The sequence below is a fragment of the Cupriavidus yeoncheonensis genome (assembly GCF_905397275.1).
Classification (GTDB): Bacteria; Pseudomonadota; Gammaproteobacteria; order Burkholderiales; family Burkholderiaceae; genus Cupriavidus; species Cupriavidus yeoncheonensis.
The window spans coordinates 159,215-176,687 of sequence record NZ_CAJPUY010000012.1; the positions used below are offsets into that span (position 1 = coordinate 159,215).

At 67.8% G+C, this 17,473-nt stretch carries 19 protein-coding genes; 7 read left to right on the top strand and 12 right to left on the bottom strand.

The window, feature by feature from the left end:
- The first annotated feature begins 21 nt into the window (after window positions 1–21).
- Window positions 22–1,032 carry a tripartite tricarboxylate transporter substrate binding protein gene (locus KHO22_RS17835; RefSeq protein WP_211948489.1) on the top strand — a complete coding sequence of 337 codons (1,011 nt, stop codon included), beginning with the start codon at window positions 22–24 and terminating at the stop codon, window positions 1,030–1,032.
- 11 nt (window positions 1,033–1,043) lie between these two features.
- Here KHO22_RS17835 and mdtD read toward each other — a convergent pair whose 3' ends face one another.
- The gene (mdtD, locus tag KHO22_RS17840; RefSeq protein WP_211948490.1) at window positions 1,044–2,450 is read right to left on the bottom strand and encodes a multidrug transporter subunit MdtD; all 1,407 of its coding nucleotides are present in this window, start codon (window positions 2,448–2,450) and stop codon (window positions 1,044–1,046) included.
- A 163-nt stretch (window positions 2,451–2,613) separates the two neighbouring features.
- Here mdtD and KHO22_RS17845 point away from each other — a divergent pair, with 163 nt between their 5' ends.
- Complete coding sequence (locus KHO22_RS17845; protein ID WP_211948564.1) at window positions 2,614–3,480, top strand: LysR family transcriptional regulator; 867 nt, start codon at window positions 2,614–2,616, stop codon at window positions 3,478–3,480.
- Here the strand turns inward: KHO22_RS17845 and KHO22_RS17850 are convergent.
- Window positions 3,477–4,583: an AGE family epimerase/isomerase gene (locus KHO22_RS17850; protein ID WP_211948491.1), complete on the bottom strand. Its 1,107-nt coding sequence runs from the start codon at window positions 4,581–4,583 to the stop codon at window positions 3,477–3,479. The genes KHO22_RS17845 and KHO22_RS17850 overlap by 4 nt on opposite strands.
- A gap of 175 nt (window positions 4,584–4,758) precedes the next feature.
- Here KHO22_RS17850 and KHO22_RS17855 point away from each other — a divergent pair, with 175 nt between their 5' ends.
- The 3 genes from KHO22_RS17855 (at window position 4,759) to KHO22_RS17865 (ending at window position 5,794) form a co-directional block, all read left to right on the top strand.
- Window positions 4,759–5,007 carry a hypothetical protein gene (locus KHO22_RS17855; protein ID WP_211948492.1) on the top strand — a complete coding sequence of 83 codons (249 nt, stop codon included), beginning with the start codon at window positions 4,759–4,761 and terminating at the stop codon, window positions 5,005–5,007.
- A gap of 226 nt (window positions 5,008–5,233) precedes the next feature.
- Window positions 5,234–5,509 (top strand): hypothetical protein, encoded by a 276-nt coding sequence (locus KHO22_RS17860; protein WP_211948493.1) that lies wholly within the window; start codon window positions 5,234–5,236, stop codon window positions 5,507–5,509.
- Between the two features lie 12 nt (window positions 5,510–5,521).
- Entirely contained in the window at window positions 5,522–5,794 is a 273-nt protein-coding gene (locus KHO22_RS17865; RefSeq protein WP_211948494.1) for a hypothetical protein, read from the top strand.
- A gap of 8 nt (window positions 5,795–5,802) precedes the next feature.
- Here KHO22_RS17865 and KHO22_RS17870 read toward each other — a convergent pair whose 3' ends face one another.
- On the bottom strand, window positions 5,803–7,437 hold the full coding sequence (locus tag KHO22_RS17870; RefSeq protein WP_211948495.1) for an acyl-CoA synthetase: 1,635 nt from the start codon (window positions 7,435–7,437) through the stop codon (window positions 5,803–5,805).
- 202 nt (window positions 7,438–7,639) lie between these two features.
- On the opposite strand from KHO22_RS17870, the gene KHO22_RS17875 reads away from it, so the two are divergent.
- Together KHO22_RS17875 and KHO22_RS17880 are read left to right on the top strand one after the other, a co-directional pair.
- Window positions 7,640–8,338, top strand: a complete 699-nt coding sequence (locus KHO22_RS17875) for a Crp/Fnr family transcriptional regulator (protein WP_211948496.1) — start codon at window positions 7,640–7,642, stop codon at window positions 8,336–8,338.
- A gap of 97 nt (window positions 8,339–8,435) precedes the next feature.
- The gene (locus tag KHO22_RS17880) at window positions 8,436–9,107 is read left to right on the top strand and encodes an AraC family transcriptional regulator (protein WP_211948497.1); all 672 of its coding nucleotides are present in this window, start codon (window positions 8,436–8,438) and stop codon (window positions 9,105–9,107) included.
- A 19-nt stretch (window positions 9,108–9,126) separates the two neighbouring features.
- Here the strand turns inward: KHO22_RS17880 and KHO22_RS17885 are convergent, their stop codons facing one another.
- The 9 genes from KHO22_RS17885 to KHO22_RS17925 all read right to left on the bottom strand — a co-directional run bounded on the left by KHO22_RS17885 (window position 9,127) and on the right by KHO22_RS17925 (window position 17,442).
- Window positions 9,127–9,564 (bottom strand): EamA family transporter, encoded by a 438-nt coding sequence (locus KHO22_RS17885; RefSeq protein ID WP_420839614.1) that lies wholly within the window; start codon window positions 9,562–9,564, stop codon window positions 9,127–9,129.
- A 103-nt stretch (window positions 9,565–9,667) separates the two neighbouring features.
- The gene (locus KHO22_RS17890) at window positions 9,668–10,963 is read right to left on the bottom strand and encodes an MFS transporter (protein ID WP_211948498.1); all 1,296 of its coding nucleotides are present in this window, start codon (window positions 10,961–10,963) and stop codon (window positions 9,668–9,670) included.
- Between the two features lie 430 nt (window positions 10,964–11,393).
- A complete protein-coding gene (locus KHO22_RS17895; RefSeq protein WP_211948499.1) occupies window positions 11,394–11,561 on the bottom strand; it encodes a hypothetical protein in 168 nt (55 codons plus the stop codon).
- A 198-nt stretch (window positions 11,562–11,759) separates the two neighbouring features.
- The gene (locus KHO22_RS17900) at window positions 11,760–12,248 is read right to left on the bottom strand and encodes a YjjA family protein (RefSeq protein ID WP_211948500.1); all 489 of its coding nucleotides are present in this window, start codon (window positions 12,246–12,248) and stop codon (window positions 11,760–11,762) included.
- A gap of 91 nt (window positions 12,249–12,339) precedes the next feature.
- The gene (locus KHO22_RS17905; RefSeq protein ID WP_211948501.1) at window positions 12,340–12,762 is read right to left on the bottom strand and encodes a VOC family protein; all 423 of its coding nucleotides are present in this window, start codon (window positions 12,760–12,762) and stop codon (window positions 12,340–12,342) included.
- A 34-nt stretch (window positions 12,763–12,796) separates the two neighbouring features.
- Window positions 12,797–13,912, bottom strand: coding sequence for an NADH:flavin oxidoreductase/NADH oxidase (locus tag KHO22_RS17910; protein ID WP_211948502.1), 1,116 nt, complete (start codon window positions 13,910–13,912; stop codon window positions 12,797–12,799).
- Window positions 13,913–13,992: 80 nt separating this feature from the next.
- Window positions 13,993–15,240, bottom strand: a complete 1,248-nt coding sequence (locus tag KHO22_RS17915; RefSeq protein WP_211948503.1) for a YbfB/YjiJ family MFS transporter — start codon at window positions 15,238–15,240, stop codon at window positions 13,993–13,995.
- Window positions 15,241–15,385: 145 nt separating this feature from the next.
- A complete protein-coding gene (locus KHO22_RS17920; protein WP_211948504.1) occupies window positions 15,386–16,009 on the bottom strand; it encodes a TetR/AcrR family transcriptional regulator in 624 nt (207 codons plus the stop codon).
- A 92-nt stretch (window positions 16,010–16,101) separates the two neighbouring features.
- Complete coding sequence (locus KHO22_RS17925) at window positions 16,102–17,442, bottom strand: MFS transporter (protein WP_211948566.1); 1,341 nt, start codon at window positions 17,440–17,442, stop codon at window positions 16,102–16,104.
- Window positions 17,443–17,473 lie beyond the last annotated feature (31 nt).

The following is a 17,473-nucleotide window of genomic DNA, read 5'->3' on the forward strand; positions in this document are numbered from 1 at the left end:
AATCCGCGAATGGGGGCAACCATGCATGCGATCAACCGCCGCCGCTTTCTCCAGTACGCAGGCCTCGCCGCCGGCAGCACCGCGCTCAACAGCCTGCCGGCGCTCGCGGCGGAAGTCTTTCCGGCCAAGCCGCTCTCGCTCGTCGTGCCCTACCCGGCCGGAGGCGCCAGCGACACGGCCGCACGCATCTTCGGTGAATCGATCAGCAAGAGCGTCAGGCAGCAAGTGCTCGTCGAGAACTACGGTGGCGGCACCGGACTGATCGGCGCCGGCAAGGTACTGGCCGCGCCGGCCGATGGCTACACCTTCTTCCATGGTTCGATGAACGAGGTCTTCCTGGCGCCGCTACTCAACCCGGCCGCACGCTACAAGCCGCAGGACTTCATGCTGGCCGCGCCGGTCAGCGACACCAACATCGTGCTGATGGTCCGCAACGGCATCCCCGCCGATACGCTCGACAAGTTCATCGACTACGCGAAGCAAGGCAAGGGCAAGCCGCTGACCTACGCGACCGTCGGCATCGACTCGATCTACCACCTGATGGGCGACGCGCTGGGCGCGCGCCTCGGGCTGAGCTTCCTGCACGTGCCGTACAAGGGTGCCGCGCCGGCACTGCAGGGCCTGGCCGGCGGCGAAGTGGACTTTGCCATCCTGGCCTACCAGTCAAATTTCGACGCGATGCAGCAGCAGGGCCGCCTGAAGGTGCTGACCAGCTTCTCGCAGACCCTGCCCGCATCGCTGAAGCACATTCCACCGATTTCCCGGAGCCGGACGGTGCCTGACTTCGAGTACATGATCAGCGGCGGCTACTTCGTCAGGCAAGGCACGCCCGCGGAGCGCGTGGCGGTGCTGCGCCAGGCCATCGGCGAAGCCCTGAGCAAGCCCGAACTGCGCGCCAGGCTGGAGGCCGAGGGACGTACCGTCGAGCAGCCCATCGACAGCCAGCAGCAGGCGAACCAGTTCTTCGACCAGTACCTGGCGCGTGCCACGCAGTTGATCCGCAGCGTGGGTCGGAAGACTACCGCGGCCTGACCACGCGGCGTTCAGGGCGTGCGCGCGGAAGCAGGCGCCGCCCGCCTACCCTTCCCGAGTTCCGCCACATCCAGTCGCCGGAATACCAGCGCCGACAACAGCGTGATCGTGCCCACCACGACAAAGGCAAGCCGGAAAGCCGGACCGGCCTCGCCGAGCCGCGCGCTGAACAGCGTCACCAGTCCGCCACCGACCGTCACGCCGAGGCCGATGGCCAGCATCTGCACCATCGAGAAGAGGCTGTTGCCGCTGCCCGCGTCCGCCACGCTCAGGCCCTTGAGCGTGACACTGTTCATCGCCGCGAACTGCATCGAGTTGGTTGCGCCGAACAGTGCGAGCTGTGCGATGGATAGCGCCAGCGGCCACCCCGGCGACATCGCTCCGAACGATGCGATCGACGCGCCCACCAGCGCGGTGTTCACCAGCAGGAATTTCTCATAGCCGAAGCGTGCTACCAGCGGCACGATCCAGCGCTTGGACAGCGTGCCCGCCAGCGCGGCCGGCAGCAGCATCAGGCCGGCATGGAACGGCGAGTAGCCAAGCTGCAGTTGCATCAGCAGCGGCAGCAGGAACGGCACCGCGCCGGAACCGATGCGGCAGACGAGATTGCCCGCGAGCCCCACGCTGAAATTCGGCTCGCGGAACAGCGCCAGACGGAACAGTGGCGCGCGGCTGCGGCGTGCATGCGGGATATACAGCAGCGCGGCCACCACGCTGAGCGCGGCAAGTCCCGCGTTCCAGCCCGCATGGCTCGCCTGCAGCGGCGCATCGAGCGCGAGCGAGAACGCCACCATGCACAGGGACAGCAGCCCGCAGCCAACCCAGTCGAACGGCGGCGCGCCGGCGGTGTCGCCACCGGGCAGGTAACGGCGCACAGCCAGCAGGCCGACCACGCCGACAGGCACATTGATCAGGAAGATCCAGTGCCAGGAAACGTGCTGTACCAGCCAGCCACCCAGCACGGGCCCGAAGATCGGGCCCACCTGTCCCGCGACTGACACAAAGGCCAGCGCGGCAATGTACTGCTCGCCCGATACATTGCGCAGCACGGCCAGCCGTCCGATCGGCAGCAGCATGGAGCCGCCGATGCCCTGCACCACGCGCGCGATCACCAGTTGCGGCAAGGTTTGCGCGCCGGCGCAGAACAGCGATCCGAGCACGAAGATCAGGATGGCGCTGAAGTAGACCCGTCGCGTACCGAAGCGGTCCGCCAGCCAGCCTGACGCTGGCGTGAGCATGGCCATGGTCAGCGTGTATGCCACCACCACCGGTTGCAGGTCCAGCGGCTTGCGCCCGAGGCTGTGCGCCATCGACGGCAATGCGGTATTGACGATGGTGGTATCGAGCGTCTGCATGAAGAAACCGGCAGCGACGATCCACAACATGGCCTTGAGGGAGGAAGTGGAAGCTTGGCTCATGGGGGCGGGGCATTGTGCTTGGCATGGCGTGCAACCAGGGCTGGATTTCGTCCGCAAAGCCTTGGCAGCCATGTCATGGAATCGATCATAGCCGCCGACGGTCAATCGGGAACCCTGCCAGGTGTATTGACTGCCATCGGATTTGCCGATGACAATATTCCCCATGCTCAACCCTGTCTGGATCCAAACCTTCGCCACGGTGGCCGCCGCGCGCAGCTTCTCCGAGGCCGGCCGGCAGCTGGACCTGTCGCAGTCAAGCGTCAGTGACCATATCCGGCGGCTGGAGCAAAGCGTCGGGCGTCGCCTGTTCATCCGCGACACGCACTCCCTGTCGATGACACCCGATGGCGAAGCGCTGCTCGTGCATGCGCGGCTGATCCTGGAAGCGATTGCACGCGCGGAGTCGCAGTTCACGGCGCCACGGTTGCGTGGGCGTGTCAGGCTCGGGACTTCGGAGGACCTGGCGCAGGGGCCGCTGTCGGGCGTGCTGTCGGCGTTCCGCAATACGCACCCCGACGTGGAGATGGAAATCACCATCGCCATGACCAGCAAGCTGTACGAGTTGATGGATGCCGGCTCGCTCGACCTGATGCTCGGCAAGCGCCGCCAGGGCGACCGCCGCGGCGTAGCGCTGTTTCGCGGCTCGCTGGAGTGGCTGGCGCGTCCCGGGACCATGGTGGACCTGTCCCAGCCGTTGCCGCTGATCCTGGTGCACGAGCCGAGCGTGACGCGCTCGGTCGTGCTTGACACCCTGGCCAAGGCCGGCTGCCAGTGGCAGGTCGTCTGCAGCAGCAGCAGCCATTCCGGGTGCCTTGCCGCCGCCCGCGGCGGACTTGGGCTGACGGTGCGCTCGCGCTATCTCTACGGCGAAGGCGTTGCGCCTCCGCTCAACTGGGAGCGCCTGCCGGCGCTGCCCGAGGTCGAATTCATTTCGCTGTCGGCACGCCGGCTGAGCCAGCCGGCCGAGACGCTGCTGCGGCTGCTGCAAAAGAGCGACCTGCGGGCCGCAAGCAGCCGGACCGCCGGCTAACCCTCCGCCAGCTCATCAAGCGCCGCGTAAGCCGTAGCGAGGTGGTATGGCGACGTAGATGGCATTTCGGCCCGCACCACTTCGCCGGATGGCGCCAGGCATTCATGCCAGCCGCCCGCATGCAGGAAACGGCGGCGGTACTGGCGCAACTGCGCTTCCAGCGTCGCCAGCGATTCCGGTGTCCCATGCACGGCCAGCGCGCGGGCGAATTCCGTCTGCGCCCAGATGCGTTCGGTGCCGTCGAGCAGGCTGCCGTCGGCATCGAGGGCGGCGCTGACGCCCAGCGTACCGGGGACCACGCCATGCGCCTGCGCGAAAACGAACGCGCGCTGCAGCGAAGCGGCAAGCGGTACGCCCTCGAACAGCGCGGGGTTGCCCGCAACCAGCGAATACCACTCGAACTGATGGCCGGGCTCGACGCGGTTGCCTGCCGTGCCTTGCGGCAGCTCCGCGATGCAGCCGCTGGCCGGATCCACGAACCGGTCCTGCAAAGCCGCGGCGATCTCGCGCAGGCGCTGGGCATACCATTCGTCGCCGGTAGCCTCCAGCGCCGCGAGATAGGCCTCGGTAAGGTGCATGATGGGGTTCTGCTGCACGCCCGCGCCCTTGTCCTTGAAGAACTCGGAAAGCGCCGCGTGATACAGCCCGGCACCGTCGGCAAAGCGCTGTTCGACCAGCTCGCGCGTTTCCTGCAGCACGGCCAGCGCGTCCTCATTGCCGCCACAGGCGTAGGAGTGCGCGCACGCGAAGATCACGAAGGCATGCGTATAGAGGTCGCGCGTCGAGTCCAGCGGCATGCCTGCCGGGTCGACGCTGTAGATCCAGCCGCCTTCGCCGGTGCTGAAGTAGGCCTGCAGGGAACCGAACAGGGTATCGGCATGATCGAGCTGGCCCGCCACCGAAAACACGTAGATCTGGCGCGCGCAGGCCATGGCCCGGTAGCGCGCCGGCGGCAGGGCATTGCCGCTGGCACCATCGAGCGCCTCATAGGGCAGCAACAGGTCGGCGTTCCAGCCGTTGCCGGTCCAGTGCGGCAGGATGGCGGTGTCATAGTGTGCGCGCAGCGACGCAACCAGTTCGGCAAGTTGAGGCGAGATGGTCATGCGGATCCGGAGAAGCGGGCGCCACCCGGCGCCCCGGAGCAGAAGATACTGGAAACCACGCGGCGGCGGAAGATGCACGGTGCGGCACGGCGCATCCGCAAACGGGAATCGAGGCTGGTATTGGGTGCTCGCAATTGCTAGCATCGAGTGGTCGCCGTCTTCTTGGGAGACTGTCATGTCGACCCAGCCCCTGACCCTCGCGGACAGCCACCGCACCCTCGTGCTCCATGTCCTGGAAGATCCGCCTGGCCTGTACACCTGGCGCATCGTGATGGAAGAGCACTGCGGCGCGGCTGACGCTGACTGCACCATCGAAGCCACTTCGGCTTACCGCTCGGAGGCAGAAGCGGAAGCCGCCTGCTGGGCAGCAGGCAATTACATGCTGGACGGGCCACGCGCCGCCGGAGAAGTGCGGCCTTCGTGACCTCGCGCCTCCGGCGGCTTTGCTCCGCCGGGTCGCATCGCCTAACCTGAAATCGTCGGCAGTGGCAACGCGGAGGCTTTTTTTCTCCGCGTTCCTCCGGCCACCCCGGATCCCACGGGGCACATGCCACTTGCCGCATGCCCGAAATATTCCTGGCCTTTACTACCGCGTATGCCGGCCCCGTGCACGCACGATGCGCCCGACGGCAGCGCCGCAGGAGTCCGCTATGGAAAAGCCGGTCGTCAGTCCCCAGCGCTTTGTCGAGTTGATGAACGAGCGCCTGGCCAGGCACCCTCTGTTCCGGGAGGGTATGCACGTGTACGCCATCCCGCAGCACACCGACCATCCGCGCAGCCTGGTCTGCGTGGGGCCGCGCGGCACCGCGGGCGTCTGCGCCACGATCGAGAATATCGTGCGTGGCGAATGCGAGGTATTCCCCGATATCTCTCAGGAATGGCACAGGCCCGGCGGCTCGCCGCAGCACGGCGCGAGCCTGCGCTGAATTTCAGCAGTCATGCCCAGCGGATCACACGAACATAGCGTCGGCTATCGTGGCTACCGCATCCACATCGTAGCCTTGCGCTACGGCGGCCAGCACGACGGCTGGTGGACGTTGCGTGCGCGCGTCTGGCAGCACGGCCACGCCCTGCCCTACGCGGACCCGGACGGTGGCGTGCGCTTTGCCTGCGCCGCCGATGCCAGCCGCGCGGGGCTGGCATGGGGCCGCGAGATCATCGACAGGCTGATTGCCAGCCAGCAGGCCGCCGAAGAGGCTGCCTTCTCCTGACCGTCGCTTCAGACGTCGATGGCAGAATCCGACTTCACCTTGCGGCGCAGTTCGAACTTCTGGATCTTGCCCGTCGAGGTCTTGGGCAGCGGACCGAAGTACACCGCCTTGGGCACCTTGAAGCCCGCCAGCAGCGTACGGCAATGCGCCATCAGTTCCTCGGCGCTCGCGCTGGCGCCCTCCTTCAGTTCCACGAACGCGCAGGGCGTCTCGCCCCACTTCGCGTCCGGCTGCGCCACCACGGCCGCGGCCAGCACGGCCGGATGGCGATAGAGCGCATCCTCCACCTCGACGCTGGAGATGTTCTCTCCGCCTGAAATGATGATGTCCTTGCTGCGATCCTTGATCTTGATGTAGCCGTCCGGCATGCATACGCCCAGGTCGCCGGTGTGGAACCAGCCGCCCGCGAAGGCCTCGCGCGTGGCCTTCTCGTTCTTCAGGTAGCCCTTCATGCAGATATTGCCGCGGAACATGATCTCGCCGATGGTCTCGCCATCGGCCGGCACAGGCTGCATCGAATCGGGATCGAGCACCGCCACGCCCGACTGCAGGTGATAGCGCACGCCCTGCCGTGCCTTCATCACGGCACGCTCTTCCTGGGACAGGCTGCTCCAGTCGTCCTGCTCCGCGCATACGGCGGCCGGGCCGTACACCTCGGTAAGGCCGTACACATGGGTCAGCTCGAAGCCCATCGCTTCCATCTGCATCAGCACCGCGGCCGGCGGCGGTGCGCCGGCCACCATGCCGCGCACGGGGCCGCGCAGGCCTTCACGCCATGACGGCGGCGCGTTGACCAGTGCGGTATGCACGATCGGCGCTGCGCAGTAATGCGTCACGCCTTCGTCGCGCATCAGGTCGAATACCAGGCGCGGCTCGAACTTGCGCAGGCAGACGTTGATGCCCGCGCGCGCGGCCACGGTCCACGGGAAGCACCAGCCGTTGCAGTGGAACATAGGCAGCGTCCACAGATAGACCGGATGCTTGGGCAGGTCCCACTCGAGGATGTTCGAGATCGCGTTCATGGCCGCGCCGCGGTGGTGATACACCACCCCCTTCGGGTCGCCGGTGGTGCCCGAGGTATAGTTCAGCGCAATGGCGTCCCACTCGTCGGCAGGTAGCTTCCACGCATAGTCCGGATCGCCCGAGGCCAGGAAGGACTCATAGTCGGTATCGCCAAAGCGCTCGGCCTGTGGCCCCAGCGCGTCCTCCACGGCGATGACCTTCAGGCCGGGGATTTCCAGCGACATCTGCCGGGCCAGTTCCGCGAATTCCGTATCGGCCAGCAGCACGCGTGCTTCGCCATGGCGCAGCATGAACACCAGGTTGGCGGCGTCAAGGCGGATATTCAGCGCATTCAGCACGGCGCCGGCCATCGGCACGCCAAAGTGCGCTTCCACCATGGCCGGCGTATTGGGCAGCAGCGCCGCCACGGTATCGCCCTTGCCGACGCCCGCGCGCGCCAGCGCGCTGGCCAGGCGCCGCGCACGCGCATAGGTGTCGCGCCAGTTCTGGCGCACCGGGCCGTGCACGATGGCAGGCCTGTCGCCATACACCTCGGCCGCGCGGACCAGGAAATCAATCGGGGTGATCGGCACGAAATTGGCCGCATTGCGGCCCAGGCCGCTGTCGAAATCTGTGGGCATTGCTTGTGTCTCCGCTGAACTCTTCTGCACCGGGGCGCTGTTACTTTTTCGTGCGCAAGGCTATCATCGCACACGCCCGGGCTCTGTCATCCGGATGACAAACCGCCCGGAAACCCGCGCCAGGCAAGGCTTACAGGATTCTTACAGGGCCAGCGCCATGGTCTCGCAAGGCCCACCCGCCTGACTGCCCACCCTGCCTCCGATGACCGCGTCCGACCGTTCCCCGCCCGCCTCGCCACTGGCAGGCCATGCCTGGTTCCATGCCCTCGCGCCGGAACACCAGGCGCTGGCCGCGCGCGCCACGGTGCTGCAGGAATTTGCCGCCGGAGCCCTCATCGCCCGGCGCGGGGAGCCTTCGCGCGACTGGATCGGCGTCGACAGCGGGCTGATCAAGCTGGCCGTCTACACCCCGGACGGTCGGGGCTGCACGTTTTCGGGCGTTCCCGCGGGAGGCTGGTGCGGCGAAGGCAGCGTGATCAAGCGCGAGCTGCGCCGCTATGACGTGATCGCCATCCGCGATTCGCGCGTGCTGCTGGTGCCGGAGCCCGTGTTCAACACCTTGCTCGCCCAGAGCCTGCCCTTTTCGAGTTTCGTGGTCACGCAGCTCAACGAGCGCATGGGGCAGTTCATTGCCACCGTGCAGAACGACCGGCTGCTCAGCGCCGATGCGCGCGTGGCCCAGGCCATTGCGCAGCTTTTCCATCCGTCGCTGTATCCGCGCACCAGCCCCGTGCTCGAATTGTCGCAGGAAGAAATCGGGCTGCTGACCGGCCTGTCGCGCCAGCGGGTCAACCAGGCGTTGCGGCGGCTGGCCGACGAGGGCCTGGTCCACCTGGCGTACCAGACCATCCGCGTGACCGACCTGCCACGGCTGCGTCACTTCGGGCTGTCCGAGCTCTAAGCGGCCGGCGAAATACCGCCCCGGCGACCTCGCCGGCAGTTGCGCGGTCCGTAGAATGCTGCGACAGTAACCGGCCGCGTTCCAGCCATTGCCCCGCATGCCCCTTGTCAGCCGCAACCCCGTTCGCATTACCCGCCTGCGTTTCCCGTTCGCCGTGCGCGTGGAAGCCCAGCAGGGCGCGGTGCGGCTGCGCGACGTCAATGCACGGCGCGACGTGCGGCCTGGCGATCCCTTTGTGGTACCCGCGTTCGCACACGTCGACTGCGAATTGCAGTGCGCCCCGGGCCAGCCCTGCGCCATGACGCTGGAGGCCGTGCCCGATGCGGTCTGCCCGCGCATGAATGCCATCCATCATGACAAGCACTGGTCCCGCGCGCTCGCGCGGCTGGTGTTTGAACAGCCGGCCATCGACTGGAATGCCGCGCGACTCGGCGAACACTGGGAGGTCGCCCAGCGGCTGGTCCGTGCGCGCCTGTTCGCCGAAGGCGAAGCGTTGCACCCGCTCGTGCGCGAGCAGCGCGCGGCGCGGGCGTTCTACATGCTGGCGCTGCCCGAGGCCAGGCCTGACCTGACAGCCGCGCGGCTGGACTTGCTTGCCACCCAGTCCGGCCTGCGCTCCGCGGCGGCATTTGCCAGCGCGTGCGCCAATCTGTTTGGCGTAGAGCTGGCGCAACTGCTGGCGGGCAAGCCCGACAACCGGCGTGCCGACACCGCTGCGTGGCCCGCTTGGCCACTTCCCGCTGCGGCCTGGATTCGCACGCCGGGTTGAATGGCGTCTGCGCAGCGCTTTATCGCCGCAGGCTGAGCACGATCACCCCGGCGGCAACCAGGCCAATGCCCAGCCATTCACGCGGGGCGGGCCGTTCGCCCAGGAACAGCACGGCGAACAGTGCCACCAGCACCAGGCTGAACTTGTCGACGGGCGCCACCTTGGAGGCGTCGCCTATCTTCAAGGCCCGGAAGTAGCAGACCCAGGAGGCCCCTGTGGCCAGGCCGGACAAGGTGAGGAAGATCCAGTTCCTGGCCGAGAACGTCGAGGGGTCCATCCACTTGCCCGTGGCCACCACGAACGCGGCCAGCACCACGAAGATGATCACCACGCGCACCAGCGTGGCCATGTCGGAGTCGATACCGCTCAGGCCGACCTTGGCGAAGATGGCGGTCAGGGCCGCGAACACCGCGGACAGCGCGGCCCAGGCAAACCAGCTCGAGGCGGCAGGCATCATCGTGAATGCTCCGGAAATTAGCGGGCGCCACGGCCCGGCGGAGCCTGAAGTATATCGGCGCGGCGTCGGCGCCGCCTGCACGGCCCTCCGCCCTCGTCCGCCGCTACGCGTGCGCCGGATGCGTTGCCGATGCCGCTGTCGTGTGCTGCTGCAAGCCAGCCATCCGCAGCTTCGAGCGCTCCGGATTGATCATGACCGCACCGGCAAAGCCGCCCGCGATCATCAATGCGCCGCAGACCGCGAAGCCGGTCTCATAGCCATGCGCGCCGGTGGCGTTCTGCACGAGGTAGCCCGTCACCAGCGGCGCGAGGATGCCGGCGATCGATGAGATCGACGCGTCGATCGACAGGAGCGCGCCCCGCTGCGCCGGCGGGCAGATCTCGGCCAGCATGGCTGGGCCCAGCGAATAGATCGACGGCGCCAGCGCACAGCTTGCCGCCAGCAGCGCCACGCGCTGCCAGGTGCCCAGCCCCGGCGACACCAGCGCCGCCAGGCAGACGCCTGCGCCCACCAGCATCAGCGCGGCCAGGCGGCCCCTGGCGATGCGCGACGGCGTGCCCCGGCGCAGCATGCGCTGCGACCACCACGCCACGCCGAGCGTAATCGGCGTGTTGACCGCGATGATCGCCGCGAACAGCCGGCCCGAGGCGGCATGGTCAAAGCCAAGGCCGCGCTGCAGATACGCGGCAAACCATGTCAGCGACAGCGCCAGGCTCCAGTACGCGACAAAGCGCAGCAGGAAGCAGCCCAGCACCGTGGCATCGCCGAGCAAGGCGCGGTAAGGCACGCGCGTCTGCCCCGCTGTCTCGGCCGAAGCCTGCTCGACCTTGCCCTCGCCGCCGAAGCACAGCCACAGCACGGTCCAGGCGGCGCCCAGCGCGGCCAGCACGTAGAAGTTGGCGCGCCAGCCCCAGTGCGCCGTGATGTAGGGAATGGTGATGCCGGCCAGGATCAGGCCGGCGGCGCCGCCTTGCGTAAAGAACGCCACGGGCAGCGTGCGGCGATCATCGGGAAACCACTTGTAGGCCGCGTGGATGGCAATTGCCGTGGACGGCCCTTCGGCAATGCCCAGCAGCACGCGTGCGGCGATCAGCACCGCAAGGCTCGACGACCAGGCCAGCGGCAGCTGGAACACAGACCAGGCGATGGCCATCAGCAACAGCAGCAGCGTGCACGACACGCGGTTGGCGACGAAGCCGCCCACCACGCCGGCCACGGCGAACAGCCAGAAGAAGCTGCTGCCGACCAGCCCGAACTGGGCCGGCGTCAGCCCCAGTTCGTCCATCATCGGGCCGGCAAGCAGCCCGACGCTGATCTTGTCGAGGAAATTGACCACGACGAACAGGAACAGCAGCACGGTAACTACCCATGCCCGGCCCCGCTGATAGGTTGCGCTCATTCGTTCTTGTCTCCGAGTTCTTGTCCGGACCTGTGCAAACCGCGGGTCTCGAGAAATTCTGGACAGGGTCGGGCGAGGGTTGTTCGTCGTATCCGACGATTTGCCGGGCGGCTCGGGGAATGCCTTACGGTGCGGAGACCGAATTGGCTAGCGGGCGCTTGCAGGTTTCAGTCTATTGCGTGAATTGTTGCGGATTTCTGGGTGGTGTGCGGGGAGGCGTCACAAACGCGATGGCGGATCTGAAGCGGCGGGAGCGCGGGTGCATGCGATGCAGAGCGACGCGCTCACCAGTCCTGGCGCTTCCCCTTCGGGCAGGATCGTCTACGCGGCAACAGTCTCGCCATGCGATGAAGCCAGCGAATCATCCGCCCGTCCGCCGGCTACGCTGTCGAAACAGCGGCGGCGCCAGGTATCGCAACCCTGGGAAAACTTACCCCACCGCGTGCATCGGCGACATGGAGTACGCGAGCACCAGCACAGCGACAATCGCCGGAGACCCCAGCCGAATCGCCGTGCTCCGTGTGAGCACGCCAAGATAGACGTACAGGCACACCAGCACCATCGCAGTCAGGTACAACAGGCCGTCATAGACTTGCATGGATGTCTCCCGTGGGGTCTTGCCCCGGATGCTTTTATTGGTCTACATCGTGCTGCCGCCAGGCTGCTTCTGTTGGGGGGACGCCCTGGCGCAATGCCTTTGCTGTCTGTTGCGAACCATGATTGCCACTTCGAAGCAATGTGGCAATCATGGAAATCCCTGCGAAAAACGCCAGAAAGATGATGCGCCGCGCAAAAATCAGAGCAGTGACTTGCCCTGCGAAAGTACCTTCTCGCACACCTGTTCGGTGGCCTTGGCCTTCAGGCCGCTGCCGCTCAGATCCAGTGTCTTGCCGTGGCTGTCCTGCAGAATGCCCCTCGTGCCGCTGCCATAGCCGCTATCCGTCGAGGCCTTGGCCGGCCCGCCAAGCTTGTCCATCAGCTTGTCCTTGACCGACGCAGCGCCGCCCGCGCCCAGGTAGTTGTTCTTGATGCAGAAGTCCAGCAGCCCGGCGACATTGCCCATGCTGCCCGAGGAGAGCGACTGCAGCGAAAGGCCGCCACCCAGTCCGCCGAGCGCACCGGCCGCGCTTTCCGCGGTGCCGCCGGCACCGCCCCCCATGGGATTTTTCAGTACGTCCCCCAACTGCGCCCGCGAAGCCGGGGCCACGCCCGTCAGCACAGCCGCTGCCAGTGCCATGGCGGCGAGGCGGCGCGGCCGCCCGAGCGTTGTCTTGCCTGCTTTCATCGTGCCTTCCCTCCGTCAGTTCGCCACGTAGGTCAGGAACTACTATAGTGCGCGCGGCGGCCCTGCGCCTCGCCCGGCACTTCGTCCGCCATCAATCGGCGGGCAGCATCTGCGGGTTCCAGGCGACCTCCCAGAGATGGCCGTCCGGATCCGCGAAATAGCCGGCGTAGCCGCCCCAGAAGGTCGGCTGCGCGGGCTTGACGATGGTGGCGCCGGCAGCGGCTGCCTGCTGCATCACCGCGTCCGCCTCGGCCTGGCTGCCCACGTTGTGCGCCAGGGAAGATCCCGCCGCCGTGCGGACGGACAGCGGCAGCCCGGTGTCGTGCGCAAGGCTGGCGCGTGGCCAGATAGCGAGCTTGAGGCCGGGCTGCAGGTCGAAGAAGACCACCGCGCCATGTTCGAACTGCTCGCCGATGATGCCTTCGGTCGGCAGGCCAAGCCCGTCGCGATAGAAGCGCAGCGACCGCTCCAGGTCGTCGACGCCCAGCGTAATCAGGGTGATACGTGGTTTCATGGGGCCTCCTCTTTCGGCTTCGGTCGGGAACGGTTCAGCGCTGGCCGAAGCTCGCGTCCGTGAACAGGTCCTTCAGCTCGCGCGGCTGCGAGCGCCAGTATTGCCTGGGCGCCACCACGCTCGCGCCCAGCCTGGCGGCGGCATGCCACGGCCAGCGCGGGTCGTACAGCATCGCGCGGGCCAGCGATACCGCATCGGCCTCGTCGCCGGTGATGATGGACTCGGCCTGCTCGGGTTCGGTGATCAGGCCCACGGCGATGGTGGGCAGGCCCACCTCGGCCTTCACGCGCTGCGCGTAGGGCACCTGGTAGCCCGGCCCCAGCTTGATCGCCTGCGCGGGCGACACACCGCCCGTGGTGACATGGATGGCAGCGCAGCCGCGCGCCTTCAGCGCTTTGGACAGGGCCACCGTACCGTCGATATCCCAGCCGCCCGGCACCCAGTCCGTGGCGGAAATGCGCATCCACACAGGAAGGTCCGCGGGCACGGCGGCGCGCACGGCGTCAAAGACTTCGATCGGAAAACGCATGCGGTTCTCCAGGCTGCCGCCGTACTCGTCGTCGCGATGATTGGCCAGCGGCGACAGGAACTGGTGCAGCAAGTAGCCGTGCGCGCCATGAATCTCGATACCCTGGATGCCCAGCCTCACCGCGCGCACCGCGGCCGCCACGAAGTCATCGCGCACCTTGTCCATGCCCGCGCGGTCCAGCGCGGTCGGCGGCACTTCGTCCTGCGCATGCGGCACGGGCGACGGCGCCACGGTCTGCCACCCACCGGGCGCTTCGGGCCGGACCTGCTTGCCGCCGTCCCACGGTACCTGGCTCGACGCCTTGCGACCCGCGTGCGCGAGCTGGATGGCCACGGCAATGGGCGAGTGCGCGCGCATGGCTTTCAGCACGCGGCCCAGCGCGGCCTCGTTGCCGTCATCGTAAAGGCCCAGGTCCCCGGCGGTGATACGGCCTTCCGCCGACACCGCCGTGGCTTCGATGATCAGCATCCCCGCGCCGGACAGCGCCAGCGAACCGAGGTGGATCATGTGCCAGTCGCCGGCATTGCCGTCCTGCGCCGAGTACTGGCACATCGGCGCAATGATGATGCGGTTGGACAGGCTCAGCTTGCCGATATCGAGGGGATCGAACAGATGGCTCATGGGGATACCTTGTCTTGCGGATCTGGGCCCGACGCGCGGTCGCGCCACGTTGCGGGATGCGTGCCGTGGAATTCTGGATTCTAGGCCGATGGCGACTTTGCCGCTGGCCGCCGCGCGCCGCCGAAATCCAGCGCCAGCGCCACCGCCATCGCCACCGCGCCGCAGCCAAAGATCAGCGTGTAGTTCTGGCCCGTATGCGCGAACAGCCACGAGTAGCCGTAGCCGGACAAGGCCTGCAGCAGTGCAAAGGCGGTCGTGGCATGGCTCCATGCGGCGCGCTGCGCCATCGGGTCGTGCGGCACCATTTCCTGGATGCGCCCAAGCGCCAGCGGCACGATGCCGGGCGTGAACACGCCGAGCATCGCCGTGGCAACGCCGATGACCAATGCATGGCCCGACACGGCAAGCAGTGCCACGGCCAGTCCCAGCAGCAGCATCGCGCCACGATACGCCAGGCGAAAGCCGATGCGGTCCGCCACCAGCCCGCATACGAGCGGTCCGGCAATCGCCGCTACGCCGTACAGCACCCAGTAGCCCGCGCCCACGCTGCTGCCGCGTCCCAGGCCACGGGCGATGTAGTCCACCAGAAGCAGCATGACGGGAACCAGGCCCAGCGCGTTGAGCGCGTACTGACCGTACAGGCGGCGCATGCCCTGATGCGATCCCGCGGAGGGCCGCGCGCCGGCCGCCTGCGATACGGGGGCACCGGCGGCACCGGCAGCATCGGCGGCGGGCCAGCCGAACCAGCTCAGCAACGTCAGCGCCAGCGACACCAGGCCAAGGCCCAGCCAGGTCTCGCGCAGCCCCAGTTGCAGCAGCTGCGGCACCAGCGTGCCTGACGCCGCAATGCCAAGGCCCAGACCCAGGAAGATCATGCCGCTGACAAAGCCGCGCCGCGGAGCGGGAATATGCGGCAGGATCGACGTCGCCACCAGCACCATGATGGCGCCCCCGGCAAGCCCTGCGGCGAAGCGCCAGGCGAAGTACCAGGTCACCGACAGCGGCCACGCGCACGCGATGAACGCGGCGCTCGCCAGCAGCATCAGCAAACGCAACGCCGTGCGATTGGACACCGCCGATGCCAGCGGCCGCCCCAGCATCGCCCCGGCCAGGTAGCCCGCGAAATTGGCGGCGCCAAGCGTCACCGCCTGCGGCGCGGTGAACCAGTGGGCCTGGATCAAAGGCGGAATCAGCGGCGTATAGGCAAAGCGCGCCAGTCCGATGGCCACGAGGCTGGCGCACAGGCCCGCCACGGCGGCGAAGATGGCATGCCCGTCCAGGGGGGCCTGTGGGACCGTACCCGGTCTGGCGGCAAGCGGTTGTGACATGGTGGACTCCAGGAAGCGACACGCGGATGGTGTCGGCAAAATAGGCAAAATGCAGGCGTAAAGGCTCCCCCTCCGCGCGCCGGCGGCGCACGGAAACGGGTAGAGCGGACAGACCAGGGGACGGAGCAGCCGGGGGCTGCGGGGATCAGCCCGTGCCGGCTACGGTGGGCGCTGGCGGCAGCGGCGGCAGGCCAAGCACGGCCAGTGCAGGCCTTACGGCGCCCTCGAGCAGTTGCGGGTCGGGCACCGTGCGCGCCAGTACGCGCACGCCGAGCACCAGGGCGAGCAGTTGCGAAGCGATGTCCTCCGCCGGCCCGGTGGGCGGGATTTCGCCCGACTGTTGTGCCGCGACCAGGCAGTCGCGGAAGAAATCACGCATTCGCTGGAATTCATCGGCCACCTTCTGCTGCAGCTCGGGCACTTGCGGCGTGACTTCCAGCGCCGTGTTCACGAGCAGGCAGCCGCGGTGGCCCGGGTCCGCCAGCGATCGCGCGATGCTCTCGGCAAAGAATGCGCTGATGGCGGCCGCCGGCGACGGCAGCGCACGCAGGCGCGCAATGCGCTCGCGCAGGTTGTGGTCAAGGTAGAAGTCCAGCGCCTGCAGGAACAGCGAGCGCTTGTCGCCAAAGGCGTTGTACAGGCTCGGCTGGGTCATGCCCATGGCGCTGGTCAGGTCGCGCGTGGACGTGGCTTCGTAGCCGCGTGCCCAGAAGGCATCCTGGGCCGCGGTAAGCGCGGCCTGTTCGTCGAACTTGCGGGGTCTGGCCATGGCGGATGCAGTTTTGTATCAATCGATATGAAACGGATTATAGATCGATCGATACAAAACGCAAGCCACCCGCGCCAGAGGCGCTCAGCAGGTCAATGCTTGACGGCGGGCATCACCAGGCGCAGGCCGCTGGCAATGGCGGCGACGCCGGCAAAGCCCGCGCCAAGTGCCAGCGCCAGTCCGGGGCCATGGCTGCCCGCCAGGCCGAAGCTGAGTGCCACGAGCGCCGCGCCCGTGGCCTGGCCCAGCAGGCGCGCGGTCGCGATCACGCCACTGGCGCCGCCGCTGCGCTCGCGCGGGGCGCTGGCCATCAGCGCCTTGAGGTTCGGCGACTGGAAGAACCCGAAGCCGGCGCCGCAGATGCACATGCGGATGCCGATCTCCAGCGAGCTTGGGTTGGCCGGCATCAGGGCCAGCGACGCCATGCCCGCGCTCATCACGGCCAGCCCCACGCCGCCCAGCAGGCCCGGCGGATAGCGGTCGGACAGCCGCCCGGCGATGGGGGCCATCAGCGCCACCACCACGGACCACGGCGTCAGCAGGAATCCGGTTTCCACCTGGCCGCGCCCGAGCACGTGCTGGAAATAGAACGGCAGAGAGACAAAGGCCAGCCCCTGCGCCGCAAACGAACAAATCGCGGTCAGCGTCGACAGCGCGAACATCGGCCGGCGGAACAGGTCCACCGGCAGCATCGGCGCCGGGTGGCCGCGCTCGCGCCACAGCAGCAGGCCGAACGCCACCACGAAGACAGCCGCCGCGGCCAGGGACTCTGCCAGTGGCGCGCGCTGCGCGCCCTCGCCCAGGGCAAAGATCAGCGCGGCGAACGCCACCACGTTCAGCAGCGCGGCCACGCGGTCGAACGCGTGCTGGCTGCGCGGCGTCTGCGGCAGGGCACCGCGCGCGATACCGAGCGCCAGCAGGCCGATCGGAAGATTCACGGCAAACAGCCACGGCCACGTGCCGAAGGAGAGGATCACCGAAGCCACGGTCGGCCCGAGCGCGAACGACACCCCCACCACCAGCGCATTCAGCCCGACGCCGCGGCCGAGCCGCTGGATCGGGAAGATCGCGCTGATCAGCGCGGTATTGACGCTCATGATCGCGCTGGCCCCGATGCCCTGCAGCACCCGCGCCGCGGCGAGCGATGGCAGCGACCACGCCAGCGCGCACACGACGGAAGCCGCGATGAACAGGGTCACGCCGCCGATATAGACGCGCCGGTGCCCGAGGATGCCGCCCAGCGCCGCGAACGGCAGCAGCGTGGCCACCATCGCGAGCTGGTAGGCGTTGATCACCCAGACCGACGCCGCGGGCGTCGCATTCAGGTCCGCGGCAATGGACGGCAAAGCCGTATTGGCGATCGCCGTGTCCAGCGTTGCCAGCGCCACGGCGATCATGATGGCCGCCATGCCGCGACGCTCGCGCGAGGACATGGCATGCGGAGCAGCAGCGGCGGACGCCGGC

Excerpts from the sequence above, each read along its gene's own strand:
- KHO22_RS17880 (WP_211948497.1), top strand. The coding sequence starts at position 8,436 with ATGCCCCTTGTCAGCCGCAACCCCGTTCGCATTACCCGCCTGCGTTTC.
- KHO22_RS17855 (WP_211948492.1), top strand. The coding sequence starts at position 4,759 with ATGTCGACCCAGCCCCTGACCCTCGCGGACAGCCACCGCACCCTCGTG.
- KHO22_RS17895 (WP_211948499.1), bottom strand. The coding sequence starts at position 11,561 with ATGCAAGTCTATGACGGCCTGTTGTACCTGACTGCGATGGTGCTGGTG.
- KHO22_RS17910 (WP_211948502.1), bottom strand. The coding sequence starts at position 13,912 with ATGAGCCATCTGTTCGATCCCCTCGATATCGGCAAGCTGAGCCTGTCC.
- KHO22_RS17925 (WP_211948566.1), bottom strand. The coding sequence starts at position 17,442 with ATGTCCTCGCGCGAGCGTCGCGGCATGGCGGCCATCATGATCGCCGTG.
- KHO22_RS17860 (WP_211948493.1), top strand. The coding sequence starts at position 5,234 with ATGGAAAAGCCGGTCGTCAGTCCCCAGCGCTTTGTCGAGTTGATGAAC.
- KHO22_RS17850 (WP_211948491.1), bottom strand. The coding sequence starts at position 4,583 with ATGACCATCTCGCCTCAACTTGCCGAACTGGTTGCGTCGCTGCGCGCA.
- KHO22_RS17885 (WP_420839614.1), bottom strand. The coding sequence starts at position 9,564 with ATGATGCCTGCCGCCTCGAGCTGGTTTGCCTGGGCCGCGCTGTCCGCG.
- KHO22_RS17915 (WP_211948503.1), bottom strand. The coding sequence starts at position 15,240 with ATGTCACAACCGCTTGCCGCCAGACCGGGTACGGTCCCACAGGCCCCC.
- KHO22_RS17845 (WP_211948564.1), top strand. The coding sequence starts at position 2,614 with ATGCTCAACCCTGTCTGGATCCAAACCTTCGCCACGGTGGCCGCCGCG.
- KHO22_RS17900 (WP_211948500.1), bottom strand. The coding sequence starts at position 12,248 with ATGAAAGCAGGCAAGACAACGCTCGGGCGGCCGCGCCGCCTCGCCGCC.
- KHO22_RS17920 (WP_211948504.1), bottom strand. The coding sequence starts at position 16,009 with ATGGCCAGACCCCGCAAGTTCGACGAACAGGCCGCGCTTACCGCGGCC.
- KHO22_RS17865 (WP_211948494.1), top strand. The coding sequence starts at position 5,522 with ATGCCCAGCGGATCACACGAACATAGCGTCGGCTATCGTGGCTACCGC.
- KHO22_RS17870 (WP_211948495.1), bottom strand. The coding sequence starts at position 7,437 with ATGCCCACAGATTTCGACAGCGGCCTGGGCCGCAATGCGGCCAATTTC.
- KHO22_RS17890 (WP_211948498.1), bottom strand. The coding sequence starts at position 10,963 with ATGAGCGCAACCTATCAGCGGGGCCGGGCATGGGTAGTTACCGTGCTG.
- mdtD (WP_211948490.1), bottom strand. The coding sequence starts at position 2,450 with ATGAGCCAAGCTTCCACTTCCTCCCTCAAGGCCATGTTGTGGATCGTC.
- KHO22_RS17835 (WP_211948489.1), top strand. The coding sequence starts at position 22 with ATGCATGCGATCAACCGCCGCCGCTTTCTCCAGTACGCAGGCCTCGCC.
- KHO22_RS17905 (WP_211948501.1), bottom strand. The coding sequence starts at position 12,762 with ATGAAACCACGTATCACCCTGATTACGCTGGGCGTCGACGACCTGGAG.
- KHO22_RS17875 (WP_211948496.1), top strand. The coding sequence starts at position 7,640 with ATGACCGCGTCCGACCGTTCCCCGCCCGCCTCGCCACTGGCAGGCCAT.